This window comes from Clostridia bacterium (assembly GCA_024653205.1).
Classification (GTDB): Bacteria; Bacillota; DSM-521; order Neomoorellales; family SLTJ01; genus JANLFO01.
In genome coordinates, this window is sequence record JANLFO010000012.1 from 1 (window position 1) to 14,092 (window position 14,092).

A 14,092-nucleotide genomic window follows, 5' to 3' on the forward strand; every position below is an offset into this window, starting at 1 on the left:
GCAGCTCCTCGGTGCCCATGCCGCCGCCGGGAATGACCTCGCAGCCGATCTTTTCCGCCCCGTAGTGCCCCTGCCAGAAGGCGGTGTTCACGTTGTACACAAAGGGGATGAATACCCGGTCCGAGGGCCGGAACCCCGCCCCCCAGAGGATGTACGACCAGCACTCCAGACACCATTCCCAGTCCTCCCAGGTGTCCGGCTGGTAGATGGGCTGGCCGGTGGTGCCGCTGGTCTGGTGAAATTCCACCACCTTTTCAATGGGCACGCACAGGCTCTTGCCGTAGGGCCAGGGGTCCTGGCACTGGGCTCCCCGGTAGTGGGCCTTCTCCGCCATGGGCACGCGCCGGATGTCCTCCCAGGTGCGGATGTCCTCCGGCTTGATGCCGGCGGCATCGTACATGGCCCGGTACATGCCCGAATGCTCGTAGGCCCAGGTGAAGATCTCCTTGAACTTCCTGAACTGCCACTGCCGCAGCTTCTCCCGCGGCATGGTCTCCAGCACCGGGTTCCAGTAGATTTGGTCGGACAGCATGAGACATACCTCCCGTACTCTCGGGCCTAAATCGACTTAAAAGGTAATTCGGGCGGCAGCCGCGTCAAAGTAGTCAGCACCTTCCCACCGCTTGAAAAGATTATGCTCCAGACCGAATTGGTCGAGTACCTTGCCCACCGTCTGATCTATCAGGTCCTCTATGGTTCGCGGTTGGTGGTAGAAGGCGGGCATGGGCGGAAGGAGTACGGCGCCGGCTTGAACCACCCGGACCATCAGTTCCAGGTGGCCCAGGTGAAGAGGAGTCTCCCTCACCACCAGTACCAGTTTCCGTCTTTCCTTGAGCATCACGTCTGCCGCCCGGACCAGGAGATTATCGTTGTAGGAATTGGCTATGGCGGAGAGAGTCTTAATGGAACACGGAGCTACTATCATCCCTCCCGATATGAAGGAACCGCTCGCCGGGGCCGCTCCCACGTCCCGCACATCGTGGACGTAGCAGGCCAGCTTTCTGACTTGCTCAGGAGTATAGCTGGTCTCAATCAGGATGTTTCGCTCTGCATGCTGAGTCATAATGAGGTGGGTCTCCACCCCTAAGGCGGAAAGCACCTGCAGGGTCCGGATTCCGTACACGCTTCCGGTGGCACCGGATATTCCCAGAATGAGCCTCATGAGTTACGGCCTCCTTGGAGGTGGCGTTTCCATATGCCTTCTGCCTTGGCTACGGCCGACGGATGGGGTACGGCCCGTCTGAATCTCTCCGTTTCGGCCTCGGGCTTGGTGGCGTCCACGATAACCTTGGCGGTGGATGAACCGTCAGATGCGGGATCGATCGGATAGCCGGGCAGCCGGGGTAACACGATGATATCTTCATCGGGCCGACACCGGGTGGCCGCCGCCCAGGTCACATCTTCCGGCGAATGAACGTCTACGTCGTCGTCTACTACCGTCACCTGTTTGAGCCGAGGATCCAGGGAGAGAGCCAGCAGCGCCGCCTGCCGTGCCTCTGCCTTGGTTTTCTTCTTCAACGACAATGCCCCGTGAAAACCGCAGGTTCCGGGAATGAGGGCAAAACCGCAGAACCCGGGTAGCGCTTCCCTCAGCCGGTGAATGAGCTCCGAAACCGAGGAAAGGCCTACTATCGTTTCCGCTTCATCGGTACCCGGAACGATGGCCTGGTAGATCGGTGCTTTCCTGTGACATATGGCGGTTACCTCTAATACCGGATTATCGAAGGTGAAGTAATAGCCGCTGGTCTCCCCGAACGGGCCCTCCTTCTCCCTGCGCCCGGGCACAATCCTGCCTTCTATGACCAGTTCGGCCGTTGCCGGTACCCGCAGATCTACGGTTTCGCACGGCACCAGTTCCACCGGTTCGCCCCGGAGGCTTCCGGCAATGGACATCTTGTCCGGTCTGTCCGGACCGACCGGGCTGCGGGTAACGGCGGCCAGCAGTACTGCCGGGTCCACACCCACGGCGATGGCTATTTCCAACCGCTCTCCGCAGCTTTCACGGCTTTCCAGCCAGGTGGCCAGTGGGGGGTTGGCCAGAAAGATCCCCAGCCGGTTGCCGCCTTTAAGCTGAATTCGGTGAATGCCGAGATGATACCGGCCGCTCGCCTTGTCCCGCGCGATGCACACACCGGCGGTAACGTAGGGTCCGGCGTCACCCTCGTGGAAGGTGGGTACGGGGAGATAATCCTTGAGGTCCAGAGGCGCCGTTATTACCACCTCTTTAACCGGTCCGGTGGGCACTTCCTTCGGAGGAATCGCCGAACACCTGCGCCGGAAGTACTCGGCGATGAGGTCTTCCTCGCCTACGCCCAGGGCCAGCGCTACGCGGCGACGCGTACCCAGGACATTCCCCACTATTCTCCAGCCCGGGTACCGCGCCACGTCCCGGAGGAGTACCGCCGGGCCGTTGCGCGGCCGGTAGCCCAGCACCGCGGCGGCCTCATACTCGGGGTCTACCGGTTCCTCGATTTCCAACAGTTCGCCGGGCAGGCCCGCCAATACCTTTAGGAATTCCCGCAGGTCGGTAAACGCCACCTCGTCCCCTCCCGTTCCCCGGTTATTGAGCCAGGAACTTCAGTGCCAGCTGCACCTGCAGGCGCGTGTCCGGGTCCTCCAGATCCAGCCCGGAAAGCTGCCGAATGCGCTGCAGCCGGTATCGGACCGTACTGAGGCTCATATACCCGGCGGCAGCCGTCTTCCTGAGGTTGCAGTTGTGCCGGTAATAAAGGGACAGCGTGTCAAGGAGGTTAAGGTTATGCGTGCGCTCGTACTCCAGGACCGGCCCGAGCAGCCGGCGCGTTGCTTGCTTTAGACCCTCGGGATCCAGCTCCACCCAGGCAAAGACGCCCAGATCCTGATACCAGGCTACCGGGACCTGGCCCATACCCGCGGCGGACATCTCCAGGGCCTTGCTCGCCTCCTTGAGTAACCGCGGAAGATCGGAGGCCTTCCCTCCCGGACCGCTTATCCCACCCCGGGCGTTGATCCCCTGGCCGTTAAGGAGCGCCAGCAACTCGGCCCCCACGGCGCCCATTCGTTTGCGCCCCTCGGTTTCATCCTTTTCCGTTCCCAGCACCACCAGCAGGCTGTCTTTTCCCCCGTCAACTACAAAGCCCTCGTACTCCAGCTCCTGAAATCGGTCTCTCACCGAGTTTAGGGCTTTCGCCAGGGCTCCGCAGGCCTCAGTGGTTCCGGCCTTCTCGCCAATCGGTCTTATCAGGAGCACGCGGTAGCCGGGTTCAAACCGAAGGCCGAGACGACTGGCTTCCGCCTCCAGGTGGGTCGGCGGCATTTCTCCCCCGCGAAGTAATCTTCTCAGAAAATCCATGCGCAGGCGGAGTTCTGCCTCACGGGCGGTGCGTTGCTTTACAAGCTCCAAGGACAACGCCATAGCCGCATTCTGCAGCAGCATGTGCTCGAGGCTGCCCAACCGGCCCTCCAGTAGCACGTGCAGGTGGCCCAACAGTTCCTTCCCGGCCACCAGAGGTATAACCATCTCGTGCTGGCCTTCGTGGCGACCAAAATACCGCGGCTGCTGCAGGGGCATGAGGCCAGCGGCGCCACGCTCCACGACACCGCCTACCTTGTGCGGAGGCTGGTCCGCTGGCCAACCTATCTGGATGAGGCCTTGCCCTAGCTCGTCCTCCACAAATATGGGCCGCCCTACAGTCTCGTGAATGCCCTGCCCGATGGCGGCTATGCCCTCGTTGTTCAGCACCAATTGACTCAGCCTGTGGTGGACCTCGAGATAGCTCTGCCAGGCCCGCTGCTGTTCCCTAAGGACGAGGTTGGCAACGTGCATTTCGGCAACTTTTTCCTGTAACCTCTGCTCGGCCTGCTCGCTCATTAGCGCTACCTCAAGCGCTAGTGCGCCGCAGCAACAAACCATTATCAGGTGCGGATACCGATCTTCCGCTACCTCGCCAGGGCGGAGGCCGGGAAGAGCGACTATCCCTACCAGGGTTCCTGCCGCCCGCAGGGGGATCAGGAGATTGGATTCCAGAAGTTGAGGCTCCTCCTGCACCAATAGGGCTTCCTCCAGCGCCACCGGATCGGTCGGATTATCGCCGCCGGCCCGCTTGGGGGAGAGGATTTCCGCCAGGCTTAGGACCAGATTCCCACATCTACCTTCTGGGGGGTGGTGATAGACTCTGTATCCCCTTCCTTCTCCGTCCCTTACCGCCATAATCCCCCGCGGAGCCCCTGCCAGGTAGCAAGCGCATTGCAGCAATTGGGCCGCCAGCTTCGAGCGGTCCAGAGTGTTGGCGAAGACTTGGATCGCTTCCCAGGTCTTCTTCCACCCGGCCCTTGGCATTGCGACACCACCTGAGGGTCTACCGTCACATACGGGAACGGACCCTGGCACTGGCTATCCCCGCCCCCCCACTTAATAACAGGAGCCGGCCTAGCTCCGCCCGACTAGGAGAAGTACCTTTCCGGTATTAACGGCACAACCTCTAATACCTGGATGGAATACACCTGCGGTGCCAGTTGCCCTTTTGGATAGCGTATTTGAAGCTCGTCCGGGTACTTCTTTGGATCCGAGGACACCAGGGCCCTAACCTGCTTGTAGCAGTACTTGTGCCTGCCCGGGGTAAGATCCCTTACCAGCAACGTCAGCTCTTCCTGCTCGCGTAGCTCGCCGAGGCTGTTAACAAAGGTATCGTAGCTGGCCATTCTTCCTTCCTCCTGTCCCACCTACAGCCCGTACTTCTTCCAGAGGGCCAGAACCTTGTCCTGCACATCCTGAGGATAGGCCGACCGGAAGGAAACCAGCTTTGGTCTCACGGTTAGTTCGTCCCAATCGTTGGGGAACAAGCAGTCGAACACTACCTTGTAGCCGTACGCCTTCACCCTTTCGTCAGGATACAGGAAGGGATAGAGTTGTGTCCCCGCGCCGTCCCAGAGGTGAATCCCCTTTCTTGGATGGCAGCGGGTGCACAGGGTATGGATCACTTCGTTGAGGTTGTATATATCCACAGTATCGTCCACGACTACCAGCATGTGGAACCAGGGACCCAGTTTGCTTCCGAACGCGAGTTGGGCTATCTGCGTGGCGATTCCGGTGTATGCCGGTTTCACGCCCACGATCATCATGTGGTGAGCCGAAATCGCGGGCATGTAGACGCCGGTGATAGGTAGACCTTGGCTGCGCAGGAGCTTCTCCAGTTCGAGCCCCAATGAGAAGGATCGCAGCAGTTGCCCTTCGTCGGTCGGCACGCCCATGCAGGATATCGTAGTAATGGGGTTGTCTCGGAAGGTGATGCACTTAACCAGGAAGGTAACCCGCTTGTCCCGGGGTGCCGTCCGGAAGCCGGTATACTCTCCAAAGGGCCCTTCTTCCAGTCGTACGTCCGGTAGGATAACCCCCTCAATAATGGCCTCCGCGTGGGCCGGTACCTCCAGGTCGCAGGTCTCGCACTTTACGAGTTCTATCGGCCGCTGCATGAGCATCCCCGTGAACTCCGGCTCCGGCACTGCGGCGGGAGCGGAGGCGGCAATGGCAGCCAGCGGGTCCGGGGCGATGACCGTGGCGAACGGCATTGGCTCCCCGCGGGGTACGTACTTGCCGAAGAAAACCTTACCCGCGTCCGATATGGGTAGGACTTGCCCGGTCATGAGCCGCGAATCGAACACCATTTGGCGGTACATGCCCCAGTTTACATCCCCGGTATCCGGATCTTTGGTTACTACAAAATGCCAGGTCCCGATGTACCGGCCACCGTCGCCGTCATGGGCCATGGGAGCCGGAAGCGCGCAAAGATCGGCGTCCTTACCCATGAGTATGTTCTGCTTGCAGGGCGCCTGAGATCGGTCCACCAGTACCGGAGCCACCGGTGCCCTGCCGGTGCGCCGCTGGTATTCGGCCGCGATCTCCGGGATAGGGCTCCCCGGTTCCAACCCGAGACAGATGGCCAGCCGCCGATAGCTGGCGAGAGGAGCCCCCAGGAAGCGGTGCCCGGGATAGTCCTTGATGTTCTCCATAAGAACGGCTGGGCCGCCCTCCTCGCAGGTCTTACGTACGATGGCTCCCGCCTCCAGATCCCAGTCAACTTGTTCGGTTATGCGCAGCAGTTCGCCCTTTGCAGCAAGAGCCTCGATGTATTCGCGGTTGTCCTTTACGGCCTGCATTCTGCTACCCCCTAGGCTGGTGTTTGTGGGGAGGCCACCCTCCGGCTGGTCTGTGCTCTATCCCCCTCGCCTGGGACCTCCCCGCTTCATCGCCCAGCTAACGCTCGCAGGAGGGATGATCTCCCCTGTTGTAGGCCTCCGCAGAGAGATTGGTTGGCCCCGATTATGTCCCGGTGCGTCACAATACCTGGGCTACCGCCGATCATCCCCAACCTTTCCTTTGAACCAACTCCACAAAGGCCTCCCACTTACCCTGTGCCCTTAAGATAAGCTCGGCCAGCTCTCGGACCACTCCTTTTCCTCCTGCGGCGTCGGTAACGTAGTGGGCTACCTCCTTGGCCTCCGCACAGGCGTCGGATGGGGCGACCGCAAACCCTGCCCGCTTCATCGCCGCCAAATCGATTATCTCGTCGCCCACATAGCACACCTGCTCATCGGTGAGTTGCAGCTCTTCAAGGAGCTCCTGGTATTTCCTTTCCTTTTCCTTGCTCTCATAGTAGCGCTTAATGCCGATATCCTTCGCCCGTGCCGCCACCAATTTAGACATTCGGGTTATGATGGCTACTTCAATGCCGTTAACCAGCAGAGCGTTTACCCCGAACCCGTCCTGGTGGGAAAAGGGGCGGTAACGGCGGCCGTCGTCGTCATAGAGCACCTCGTTGGAGGTCATGACCCCGTGGACGTCGAGGAGTACCAGTTTTACCTTTGCGGCCCGTTTAACGGCTTCTTCCTTGACCTTTACCATGTCATCTACCTCCCAAAAACGTGATGGTTCAGTGATTCTCCGTGGGGCACGGTCTAGGCCAACCCGTACTCGGACCAGCGGGCCTTTACCTTGGCCACTGTAGCCTCGTCCAGGCGCACCTCAACCGGCCTCTTTTCGCCCCATTCGAAGGGTATGGTAGCGTCGATAATGATGCGTGAGGTGATGAGCTTGTCGCCGTTTGGGTCCAGAGCCGGATCCAGAGGAGTGGACCGGCCGCGCTTGATGATCTCCGTGCCCCGCATGGGGTCGTAGCGCACGGCCAAAGCCCACCATACTCGGTCCAGGTCGTCGGGTTCGATGTCGTCATCTACCACGATGATCCCCTTGGTCCCGTAGTTGCAGGTGTGGGTGGCCAGGATGGCGTCGGCGACGTGGGCCGAATGCCCGGGATAGGCCTGCTTTACCGAAGCAATTACCCAGAAGCGACCGGCCGCCTGAGGGGGAATGAACACGCCTTTTAGGCCGGGTATCTTCATCCTTTCCAGTTCGGTCCACAGGGTGGCAGTGCGGGTGAAGGCCAGAAGCATCTGCTGGTCGCCGACCGGCCGTCCCACCGAAGTGGCCCAAAGGATGGGATCGTTGCGGTACATAACCCGCTTGACCAGCATCCACGGTTTCTTGATGGGTTTTTTGAGCTCGTCGGTGTAGTAGCCGGTGTATTCCCCGAACGGCCCCTCCGTCCGCCACTTCTCGGGGTCCGGTTCGATTTCCCCTTCCAGGATGAGCTCTGCCTTGGCCGGCAGCGGCAATCCGGTCAGGTCGCTGATAAATACCTCGACCGGCTCCCCTCTGATGGTGCTGGCCACGTCGTATTCACTGGCTCCCTCGTGCATGCCCGCACCGGCCATGAGCAGTACCGGGTCGGCACCGATTATTACCGCCGCCGGACACGGCCTTCCCAATTTCTTGTATTTGCGCAAGATTCTTTCTCCGCGTTTGCCCGGCAGCATCTGCACGCCGATGCTGTTGCGGTCAAACATCTGCATCCGGTAGGTCCCGAGGTTGATCTCCCCCGTTTCCGGATCCTTGACCACCGCAAACACCGCCGTGCCGATGTAGCGGCCGCCGTCCAAGGGGTAATAGAAGGGTACGGGGAACTCCTCCAGGTTTACCTCATCGCCGCTCCGTACGTTTTCGGTTACCGGCCCGCCCTCTACTTCTCGGGCACGGATGACCTCCTTAATGGCGCGCTTGCTCCACTGCTTGGCCAGTTCGCACAGACTGAGATCCACCGGCATGCCCAGGGCCAGGGCCAGGCGTCTGGTGGTGGCCAGTGCCCCGGTGAACACCGGTGTCTTATAGCCCTTTATGTTGGTAAACAGCAGTGCCGGACCCCCGCGTTCCTCGTTGAGCTTGGAAATGTGCGAGAGCTCAAGGTTCCAGTCCACCTCGGCGGAGATCCGCTTGAGCTCCCCAATTTCTTCGCAGGCGGCGATAAAACCCCGTAAATCGGCAATGGCGGCCATCATTCGCCCCTCCCCTTCAGGATACTCTCAGTTTCACTCCGGACATGGCCTTTTCGGTGAGCATATCAAAGCCGGTCTTCTTGCCCAGAACCGGCCCCTGTGCCTTCTTGCTCCACACCGTTTCCGGCCGGCACTGAACCAGGAACACGTTGTCCGGGAAATCCCGATCCTCGCAGATGCACCATTCGATATCCTGCGGGCAACCGTAGTGCTTTTCCACCCGCCGGGCCACCTTGGCCAGTTCTATTACTTCCCGGTCCTCCAGGCAGGGGGTTTTGGCCTTTTCTTCCGGAAGATCGCGGTAGCAGGAACGCCGCAGGGAGGGATCGAAGTTAAACTCCCGTTCCTTATAGGATACGTGTTTGTCCTCGATTTCCAGGGTGACCTTGTTAACCTTGAAACGATCAGGAGTTACCGATCCGGATACCACCGCCTCTCCCAGGCCCCAGCTTCCCTCAATTACCACTTTGGAAAGGTCGCCGTTGGTGGGATCTACCGTGAACATTACGCCGGCGGCGCGGGCCCTCACCATGGTCAGGACCGCCACTCCTATCGGGTCATACTCCAGGGGCAGTTGGAGCCGGGCGCGGGCGGCCAGGGAGCGGGCGTTGAAGGTGCTGGACCATACTTTCTTCACGTGGTGTACGACCGCGTCCGGACCGCTGACGTAAAGGTAGCTCTCGTACTGACCGGGATGGCTGACCGGACCGGCGGACCGGGTGGCCACCGGGACGTCGGTCCGCCCCTCTCGCCGGCAGAGCTCTTGATAGTAGGTTACTATGGTAGCTTCGAGTTCAGCCGGAACGGGCGTCTGCTCGACCATTTCGCGCGCTCGGTCGGACACCTTCGACAGTTTCTCCAGATCTTCGGGGTCGCAGGCTTCGGAGGCAAAATAACGACGGAGCTCCTCGACCAGGCCGGTTTGCTGCATAAACCGGTCGTAAGCCTTAAGGCTGAGGGCGTACCCCTGGGGTACAGGGAAACCCGCCCGCCTGAGCTCGCCCAGATTGGCGCACTTCTTCCCGACCAGGTCGTTGTGATCCCTTCCCAGCTCTTCTAGCCAGAAAACCTGCTTTTCTGCCTCCATGCCTTTCCACCTCCTCGTTATTGTAGGAATAGTACATCTGTGCTCTGATTTGAGAATAAACTATTTGTATTGCTTCTGTCTATGGTTCATATGATCTAAAACAAGTTAGCCAGATAATTAAATTAAGCGATTTTAGAAAAAGGGGCCTTCCCGTTCCCGGGATAGGCCCCAGCCCAAGAATGTTTAGCCCTAGGCTCGCCGCAAAATGGTCACCACCCCGGTGCTGCCGTCCACGCGGATCAAATCCCCGTTCTTGAGGGTGGTGGTAGCCGAGCCCGTGCCGGTTACCGCCGGGATGCCGTATTCGCGGGCTACGATGGCGGCATGGGTGGTTAGACCGCCGATGTCGGTGACCGTGGCGGCGATCTTGGTGAATACCGGTGACCAGGAAGGATTGGTATACGGAGCTACCAGAATCTCTCCGGGCTGGATGTCAACCACTTCTTCCAGCGACCGGGCGATACGGACCTTGCCTTCGGCTACTCCGGCCGAGGCGGCGAAGCCTTTCAGCTCCGTTACCTGTTCCTCGCCCGCGGCCGCGCCGCCCATGGCGTCCAGCCACTTCCGCACGGTTTCGGTGGTGACGCCCCAGTTGGCAATGGTCACCGGCTCGGTGACTTCCTCCGGCGGGATTCCCAGTGCGGGCGGTTCGCCCCATTTCTTGGCCGCCTCCAGGATTTCCTTCCTTCTTTGGACTTTCTTCTTCCACAGGGCGGCCCGGCCCGGCACACCTTCTCCCAGAGCCCAGGCGGTAACCAGGTCTTCCAGCATGACCGGTATCTCAAAGCGATTGAAGATGAAGATGTCGTCCGGCTCGTTCAGGAACTGGTACCTGGCAAGAAGGCGGCCGAACTGCCGCATCTTCTCAAACAGGATGGTATGGAACCAGTTTTCCACCCAGAAGATGTGATCCTCGGCAAAGGGGTAGATCCGCATGCAGGTCTTGTACAGGTCCTCGAAGCTCCGGCGGTCTTCCTCCTCCGGGATCAGGGCGGCGTATTCCTCCACCAGACGGTCGCGTTCCGCCTGGATTTCTTCGACCGAGCGCTCGATCGCCTCGCCGCGCTCCAGCCGCTCCACGTATCCCTTGAGGTAGCCGAAGGGGACATCCGGGTGGGTAATCCAGCTTCCCTCGTAGTGCAGCCAGCCGCTGCCGCAGGACATGTAGAACCACGGTTCCTTCTTCTCGTCGTAGGCCTTAAGCCACTCACGGCCTTCAGCGGAGTCTTTGAGCAGCTCAAGCTTTTGCGCTGCAGGGATGTCCCGCTTCAGCACCTCCTTTACCTTGGGCATATCCATAGCCGTCCGGGCCAGCCTGCAGAGTTCTTCTTCCGGGCGCAGCATGGCCACGGAGACGCCGCTGATCATCCGGCCCAGCACGGCGTCGTTTATTCCCGGGAACAGCTTTCTGGCTACGTCCGAGAAGGTCAGGATGGCCAGGTAGCAGGGGCTCAGGTACTCCCAGTGGTACTGCCAGGCCTTGAAGGTGAGGTCGATTACCCGGTCGTAGGCCTCGATGACATTGAAGGTGGAATAGTACCCCCGGGGTGCCGGATAAATAATCTCATCGGGCTCGATATCCGGCAGCCGGTCCGGTATCACGATGGACTGCAGCTCCTTGCCCGTAGCGGTGAATTTGTCCAGCCATTTCGGCCAGAGCTCCGGGTAGTGTTCCAGCATGTAGTTCAGTCTTTGCTGGAACACTTCTGCTTTCTTGGCCACGGTTTCCGGCGAAGGCGACTCTACCGGAGTAATGTACATATAACAGCCGACGATCCGGTGGGCAACGCCTTGCGCCGGCGGGAGGCAGTAGACCCGGGTGTTGTTCTGGGATAGGGCCATTTGCCACGCTTCCTGAAAGATCAGGTCCCACGGAGGCATGGGGTCGGCCGCGTGGATCTTGTCCCGGTACCAAAAATGCCTGCCCTCCCAGTCCTTCCTGTCCTCACTGAAAAGGTAATACGGGGGGTACATTTCCTCCCAGCCTTCGAGCTCGGCCGGCACCTTTACCTCCCACGGCATGGGGAACCGTCTTGTTGCCATCCCAAGCCCTCCTTCTACCGGTTAGGTGTGAAAATGGGCTTGCCTAAAGGCAGGATCGGTCTTCCGAAGACTTCTGCCAGGTATATGCCGCAGGCCATATACAGCATTCCCAGGGCGAATACCAGAAGGACTATCCACCCCACGGCGGCCAGGGCTCCGCCCACGACCCCCAGGAACGATAGGCCCGCCAGCCACAGACCGATGTCCAAGAGTATGCAAAGGACGAACAGAAGGCCGCTTATCGTGCCGGTGGCAACGAACAGAGAGATCACGTAGACTGCCACTACCAGGAAGCCCGCTCCGTTGGCCGCCGCAGGGGCCGACGTGGCACCGATCCAAAGCTTTACCATTTCCCCGAACGCCGGCGTTATGCAGAGCATGAACCCGAATACTATCAGGGGCGTGGCCAACAGTATGCCCCCTTCTCTTCGTAGTTCGATGATCCCGGCTATTACCTGAATCAAACCCCCAAAGATGAGCCATCCCAGCAGGCAAGGTCCGCCTTCGGGAGGGAGCCAACCCAGGTTCATGCAGCAGAGGGGAATCACGACACAGCACAACCCCAAGATCCCGGCCACTCCCGGATTAGCCCAGAGGTTTCTGGAATTTTCTGACATGCCGAGAAAGCCTCCCTTCGTGCTGTTCCCACTCGTTTCGCCTATAGCGCTTGAGCCTCGGTGGGTTCTTCCAGGACCTCTATCACCCCCTTAGTTCCGTTAACCCGCACGTACTGGCCGGTCCTGAGCGACTCGGTAGCCCGTTGGCCTCGCGTAGTAGTACCCACTACGGCAGGAATGCCGTACTCGCGAGCACATATGGCGGCGTGGGCCAGCAACCCTCCGCAGTCGGTGACCACCGCCTTTACTTTGGAGAAAAGAGGTGTCCAGGCGGGGGTAGTGAACGGCGCCACCAGAACCTCCTCGGGAAGAACTTCCGAAAAGCCTTCGTATCCCAGTATCACCCGGACTCTGCCCTCTACAACCCCGGGCGAACCGGGCAGGCCAAGCACCTGAAGGGCGCGAGGGGTCCCTCTTTTCGGCGCACCGGAGAGCAGGTCCTCTGCCGCCAGCGCGGCAATGGTCCCGCGCGTGAACCCCCAAACTTTGGTGAATAGCGGGTCTCGTATTTCCGTCTTGGGAAGAGTGCCCAGGACCCGGGGGGGATGGATTTCGTGAAGCTCCAGCCACCGTTGTTTGCGCTCGGCTACAGTTTCGGGAATGAATAGCTCCAGCCCCTCTACCTGTGGAGGTCGACCCCGGCTCAGCGCCTGCATGGCCTGCATGAGTTCGGGCGCGGTCAAGAAGAACACTTCTTCCGGTACGGTCAGGATGGAGTTATCGGCCAAGCGGCGCCCGCATTCCAACAGAGTATAGCGTAGTTCGGCGTAGGCCCATTGGTCCACGTAGAAATTATGGTCCTCTATGAAGGGATAGGCGGCCTGAGCAGGGCGAAGGCGGAGAAGGAATTCCTGCGCCGCCTGCTCTCCCAAACGGGCAACGGTGGCCTTTACCGCCCGGTCCCGCTCCTCGATGATCTTCCTGGTATGGTCCTCGAAGCGAAACCCGCCCTTAAGGATGTAGGTCTTGAGGGTGAAGAGCACCGGCCAGGGCTCCTCGCGCCAGGTCGGATAGTAGGGATCGAAAATTGCCGCCGTGGTCCGCCGCCCGTAGTACTCGAGAAAATCCCGAAATTCCTTGAGCCATGCCCGTCCCCTGGGCGAATTATCCAGATACCTCTCCAGGGCCTCGCTACTCTCTGCGGAGACAAAGGCTTCCTCCAGGCCGAGGTCGTGGGCCAAGCCGGCCAGGCCCCAGAGCGCCCGGTCCGTCTCGTATACTTTGGTATCGTACCCTTGCAGGAAGGTTCTGGTCTCCTTCTCGCTTATGCCGTAATGTTGGCAGAGAGCCTCGAAATCGGTGTAGGCGCTCAAGGCAGCATACAGCCCGTAAAAGTGTAGTTCCCAGGCCCGCTTGGAAGCCTCAATCGTCTCTCTGAGGACCTCCGAAAGCTTGGCCAGGGAAAGCAACTCCTTGCGTATGCCCTTTAGGTACTCCAGCAGGCTGATCCACTCGCGTACGCACGAGGCATACCACTTGGGCCACTCGGCGAACAGCTCACTGCTGACCGAGCTAAAGACCCGTTCCCTTCTCTTAACTTCCTCCGGGTCCGTTACCGGCAAGGGCGAAGCATAGACACGGCCATAATAGAGACGGTAATCATAGCCGTAAGAATACGGGTAAGAAAGGCTGGCTGCAGCATATCTGGAGCCTTCCGGCCAGTGCAGGAGCGAGGCGCCCATGGGAGTCAGCGGGGGATCGGTGTGCAGGAAATCATGAAACCAGAATCGCTCCAGGTCTTTTTGCCGGAGTCTCCGGTGGGGCAGCCACTCTACGGCGCCTTCGGTTAAACTGGCTTGAGTTGCCATAGACAAAAGCGAAAACCTCCAATGTTTGTTCCTGCGAGAAATATCATACCAAGGAAACACACTGAGGTCTATCGTTCAAATTTCCCAATATGATTGGCTTAACTTGCGTGAATGACCTATTCTGCCCTGCATCGGGATGACGGCAGGTGTGATAGAATTTAACCGAACTA

The 14,092-nt window shown here is 59.8% G+C and carries 12 protein-coding genes; all 12 read right to left on the minus strand.

Features of this window, described 5'->3' with window-relative positions:
* On the minus strand, positions 1-532 hold a 532-nt coding region (locus NUV99_07355; protein MCR4419924.1), incomplete at its 3' end, for a phenylacetate--CoA ligase family protein.
* 36 nt (positions 533-568) lie between these two features.
* Entirely contained in the window at positions 569-1,162 is a 594-nt protein-coding gene (locus tag NUV99_07360; protein MCR4419925.1) for a UbiX family flavin prenyltransferase, read from the minus strand.
* Complete coding sequence (locus NUV99_07365) at positions 1,159-2,538, minus strand: UbiD family decarboxylase (protein ID MCR4419926.1); 1,380 nt, start codon at positions 2,536-2,538, stop codon at positions 1,159-1,161. The genes NUV99_07360 and NUV99_07365 overlap by 4 nt, the downstream gene beginning before the upstream one ends.
* 22 nt (positions 2,539-2,560) lie before the next feature.
* On the minus strand, positions 2,561-4,318 hold the full coding sequence (locus tag NUV99_07370; GenBank protein ID MCR4419927.1) for a helix-turn-helix domain-containing protein: 1,758 nt from the start codon (positions 4,316-4,318) through the stop codon (positions 2,561-2,563).
* Between the two features lie 104 nt (positions 4,319-4,422).
* Positions 4,423-4,680: a phenylphosphate carboxylase subunit gamma gene (locus NUV99_07375; GenBank protein ID MCR4419928.1), complete on the minus strand. Its 258-nt coding sequence runs from the start codon at positions 4,678-4,680 to the stop codon at positions 4,423-4,425.
* A gap of 21 nt (positions 4,681-4,701) precedes the next feature.
* The gene (gene ppcA / locus NUV99_07380) at positions 4,702-6,135 is read right to left on the minus strand and encodes a phenylphosphate carboxylase subunit alpha (GenBank protein ID MCR4419929.1); all 1,434 of its coding nucleotides are present in this window, start codon (positions 6,133-6,135) and stop codon (positions 4,702-4,704) included.
* A 202-nt stretch (positions 6,136-6,337) separates the two neighbouring features.
* The gene (locus NUV99_07385) at positions 6,338-6,880 is read right to left on the minus strand and encodes an HAD hydrolase family protein (GenBank protein MCR4419930.1); all 543 of its coding nucleotides are present in this window, start codon (positions 6,878-6,880) and stop codon (positions 6,338-6,340) included.
* A 53-nt stretch (positions 6,881-6,933) separates the two neighbouring features.
* A complete protein-coding gene (ppcB, locus tag NUV99_07390) occupies positions 6,934-8,367 on the minus strand; it encodes a phenylphosphate carboxylase subunit beta (protein ID MCR4419931.1) in 1,434 nt (477 codons plus the stop codon).
* Positions 8,368-8,383: 16 nt separating this feature from the next.
* On the minus strand, positions 8,384-9,454 hold the full coding sequence (locus NUV99_07395) for a PEP/pyruvate-binding domain-containing protein (GenBank protein ID MCR4419932.1): 1,071 nt from the start codon (positions 9,452-9,454) through the stop codon (positions 8,384-8,386).
* Positions 9,455-9,643: 189 nt separating this feature from the next.
* Positions 9,644-11,497, minus strand: coding sequence for a PEP-utilizing enzyme (locus NUV99_07400; GenBank protein ID MCR4419933.1), 1,854 nt, complete (start codon positions 11,495-11,497; stop codon positions 9,644-9,646).
* A 14-nt stretch (positions 11,498-11,511) separates the two neighbouring features.
* Complete coding sequence (locus tag NUV99_07405; GenBank protein MCR4419934.1) at positions 11,512-12,114, minus strand: hypothetical protein; 603 nt, start codon at positions 12,112-12,114, stop codon at positions 11,512-11,514.
* 41 nt (positions 12,115-12,155) lie between these two features.
* On the minus strand, positions 12,156-13,922 hold the full coding sequence (locus tag NUV99_07410; protein MCR4419935.1) for a PEP-utilizing enzyme: 1,767 nt from the start codon (positions 13,920-13,922) through the stop codon (positions 12,156-12,158).
* Between the last annotated feature and the right edge of the window lie 170 nt (positions 13,923-14,092).

What these genes read in the sequence shown, in the direction of transcription:
- NUV99_07375 (MCR4419928.1), bottom strand. Translation starts at nt 4,680, where the DNA reads ATGGCCAGCTACGATACCTTTGTTAACAGCCTCGGCGAGCTACGCGAG.
- NUV99_07395 (MCR4419932.1), bottom strand. Translation starts at nt 9,454, where the DNA reads ATGGAGGCAGAAAAGCAGGTTTTCTGGCTAGAAGAGCTGGGAAGGGAT.
- ppcA (MCR4419929.1), bottom strand. Translation starts at nt 6,135, where the DNA reads ATGCAGGCCGTAAAGGACAACCGCGAATACATCGAGGCTCTTGCTGCA.
- NUV99_07370 (MCR4419927.1), bottom strand. Translation starts at nt 4,318, where the DNA reads ATGCCAAGGGCCGGGTGGAAGAAGACCTGGGAAGCGATCCAAGTCTTC.
- ppcB (MCR4419931.1), bottom strand. Translation starts at nt 8,367, where the DNA reads ATGGCCGCCATTGCCGATTTACGGGGTTTTATCGCCGCCTGCGAAGAA.
- NUV99_07405 (MCR4419934.1), bottom strand. Translation starts at nt 12,114, where the DNA reads ATGTCAGAAAATTCCAGAAACCTCTGGGCTAATCCGGGAGTGGCCGGG.
- NUV99_07410 (MCR4419935.1), bottom strand. Translation starts at nt 13,922, where the DNA reads ATGGCAACTCAAGCCAGTTTAACCGAAGGCGCCGTAGAGTGGCTGCCC.
- NUV99_07385 (MCR4419930.1), bottom strand. Translation starts at nt 6,880, where the DNA reads ATGGTAAAGGTCAAGGAAGAAGCCGTTAAACGGGCCGCAAAGGTAAAA.
- NUV99_07360 (MCR4419925.1), bottom strand. Translation starts at nt 1,162, where the DNA reads ATGAGGCTCATTCTGGGAATATCCGGTGCCACCGGAAGCGTGTACGGA.
- NUV99_07400 (MCR4419933.1), bottom strand. Translation starts at nt 11,497, where the DNA reads ATGGCAACAAGACGGTTCCCCATGCCGTGGGAGGTAAAGGTGCCGGCC.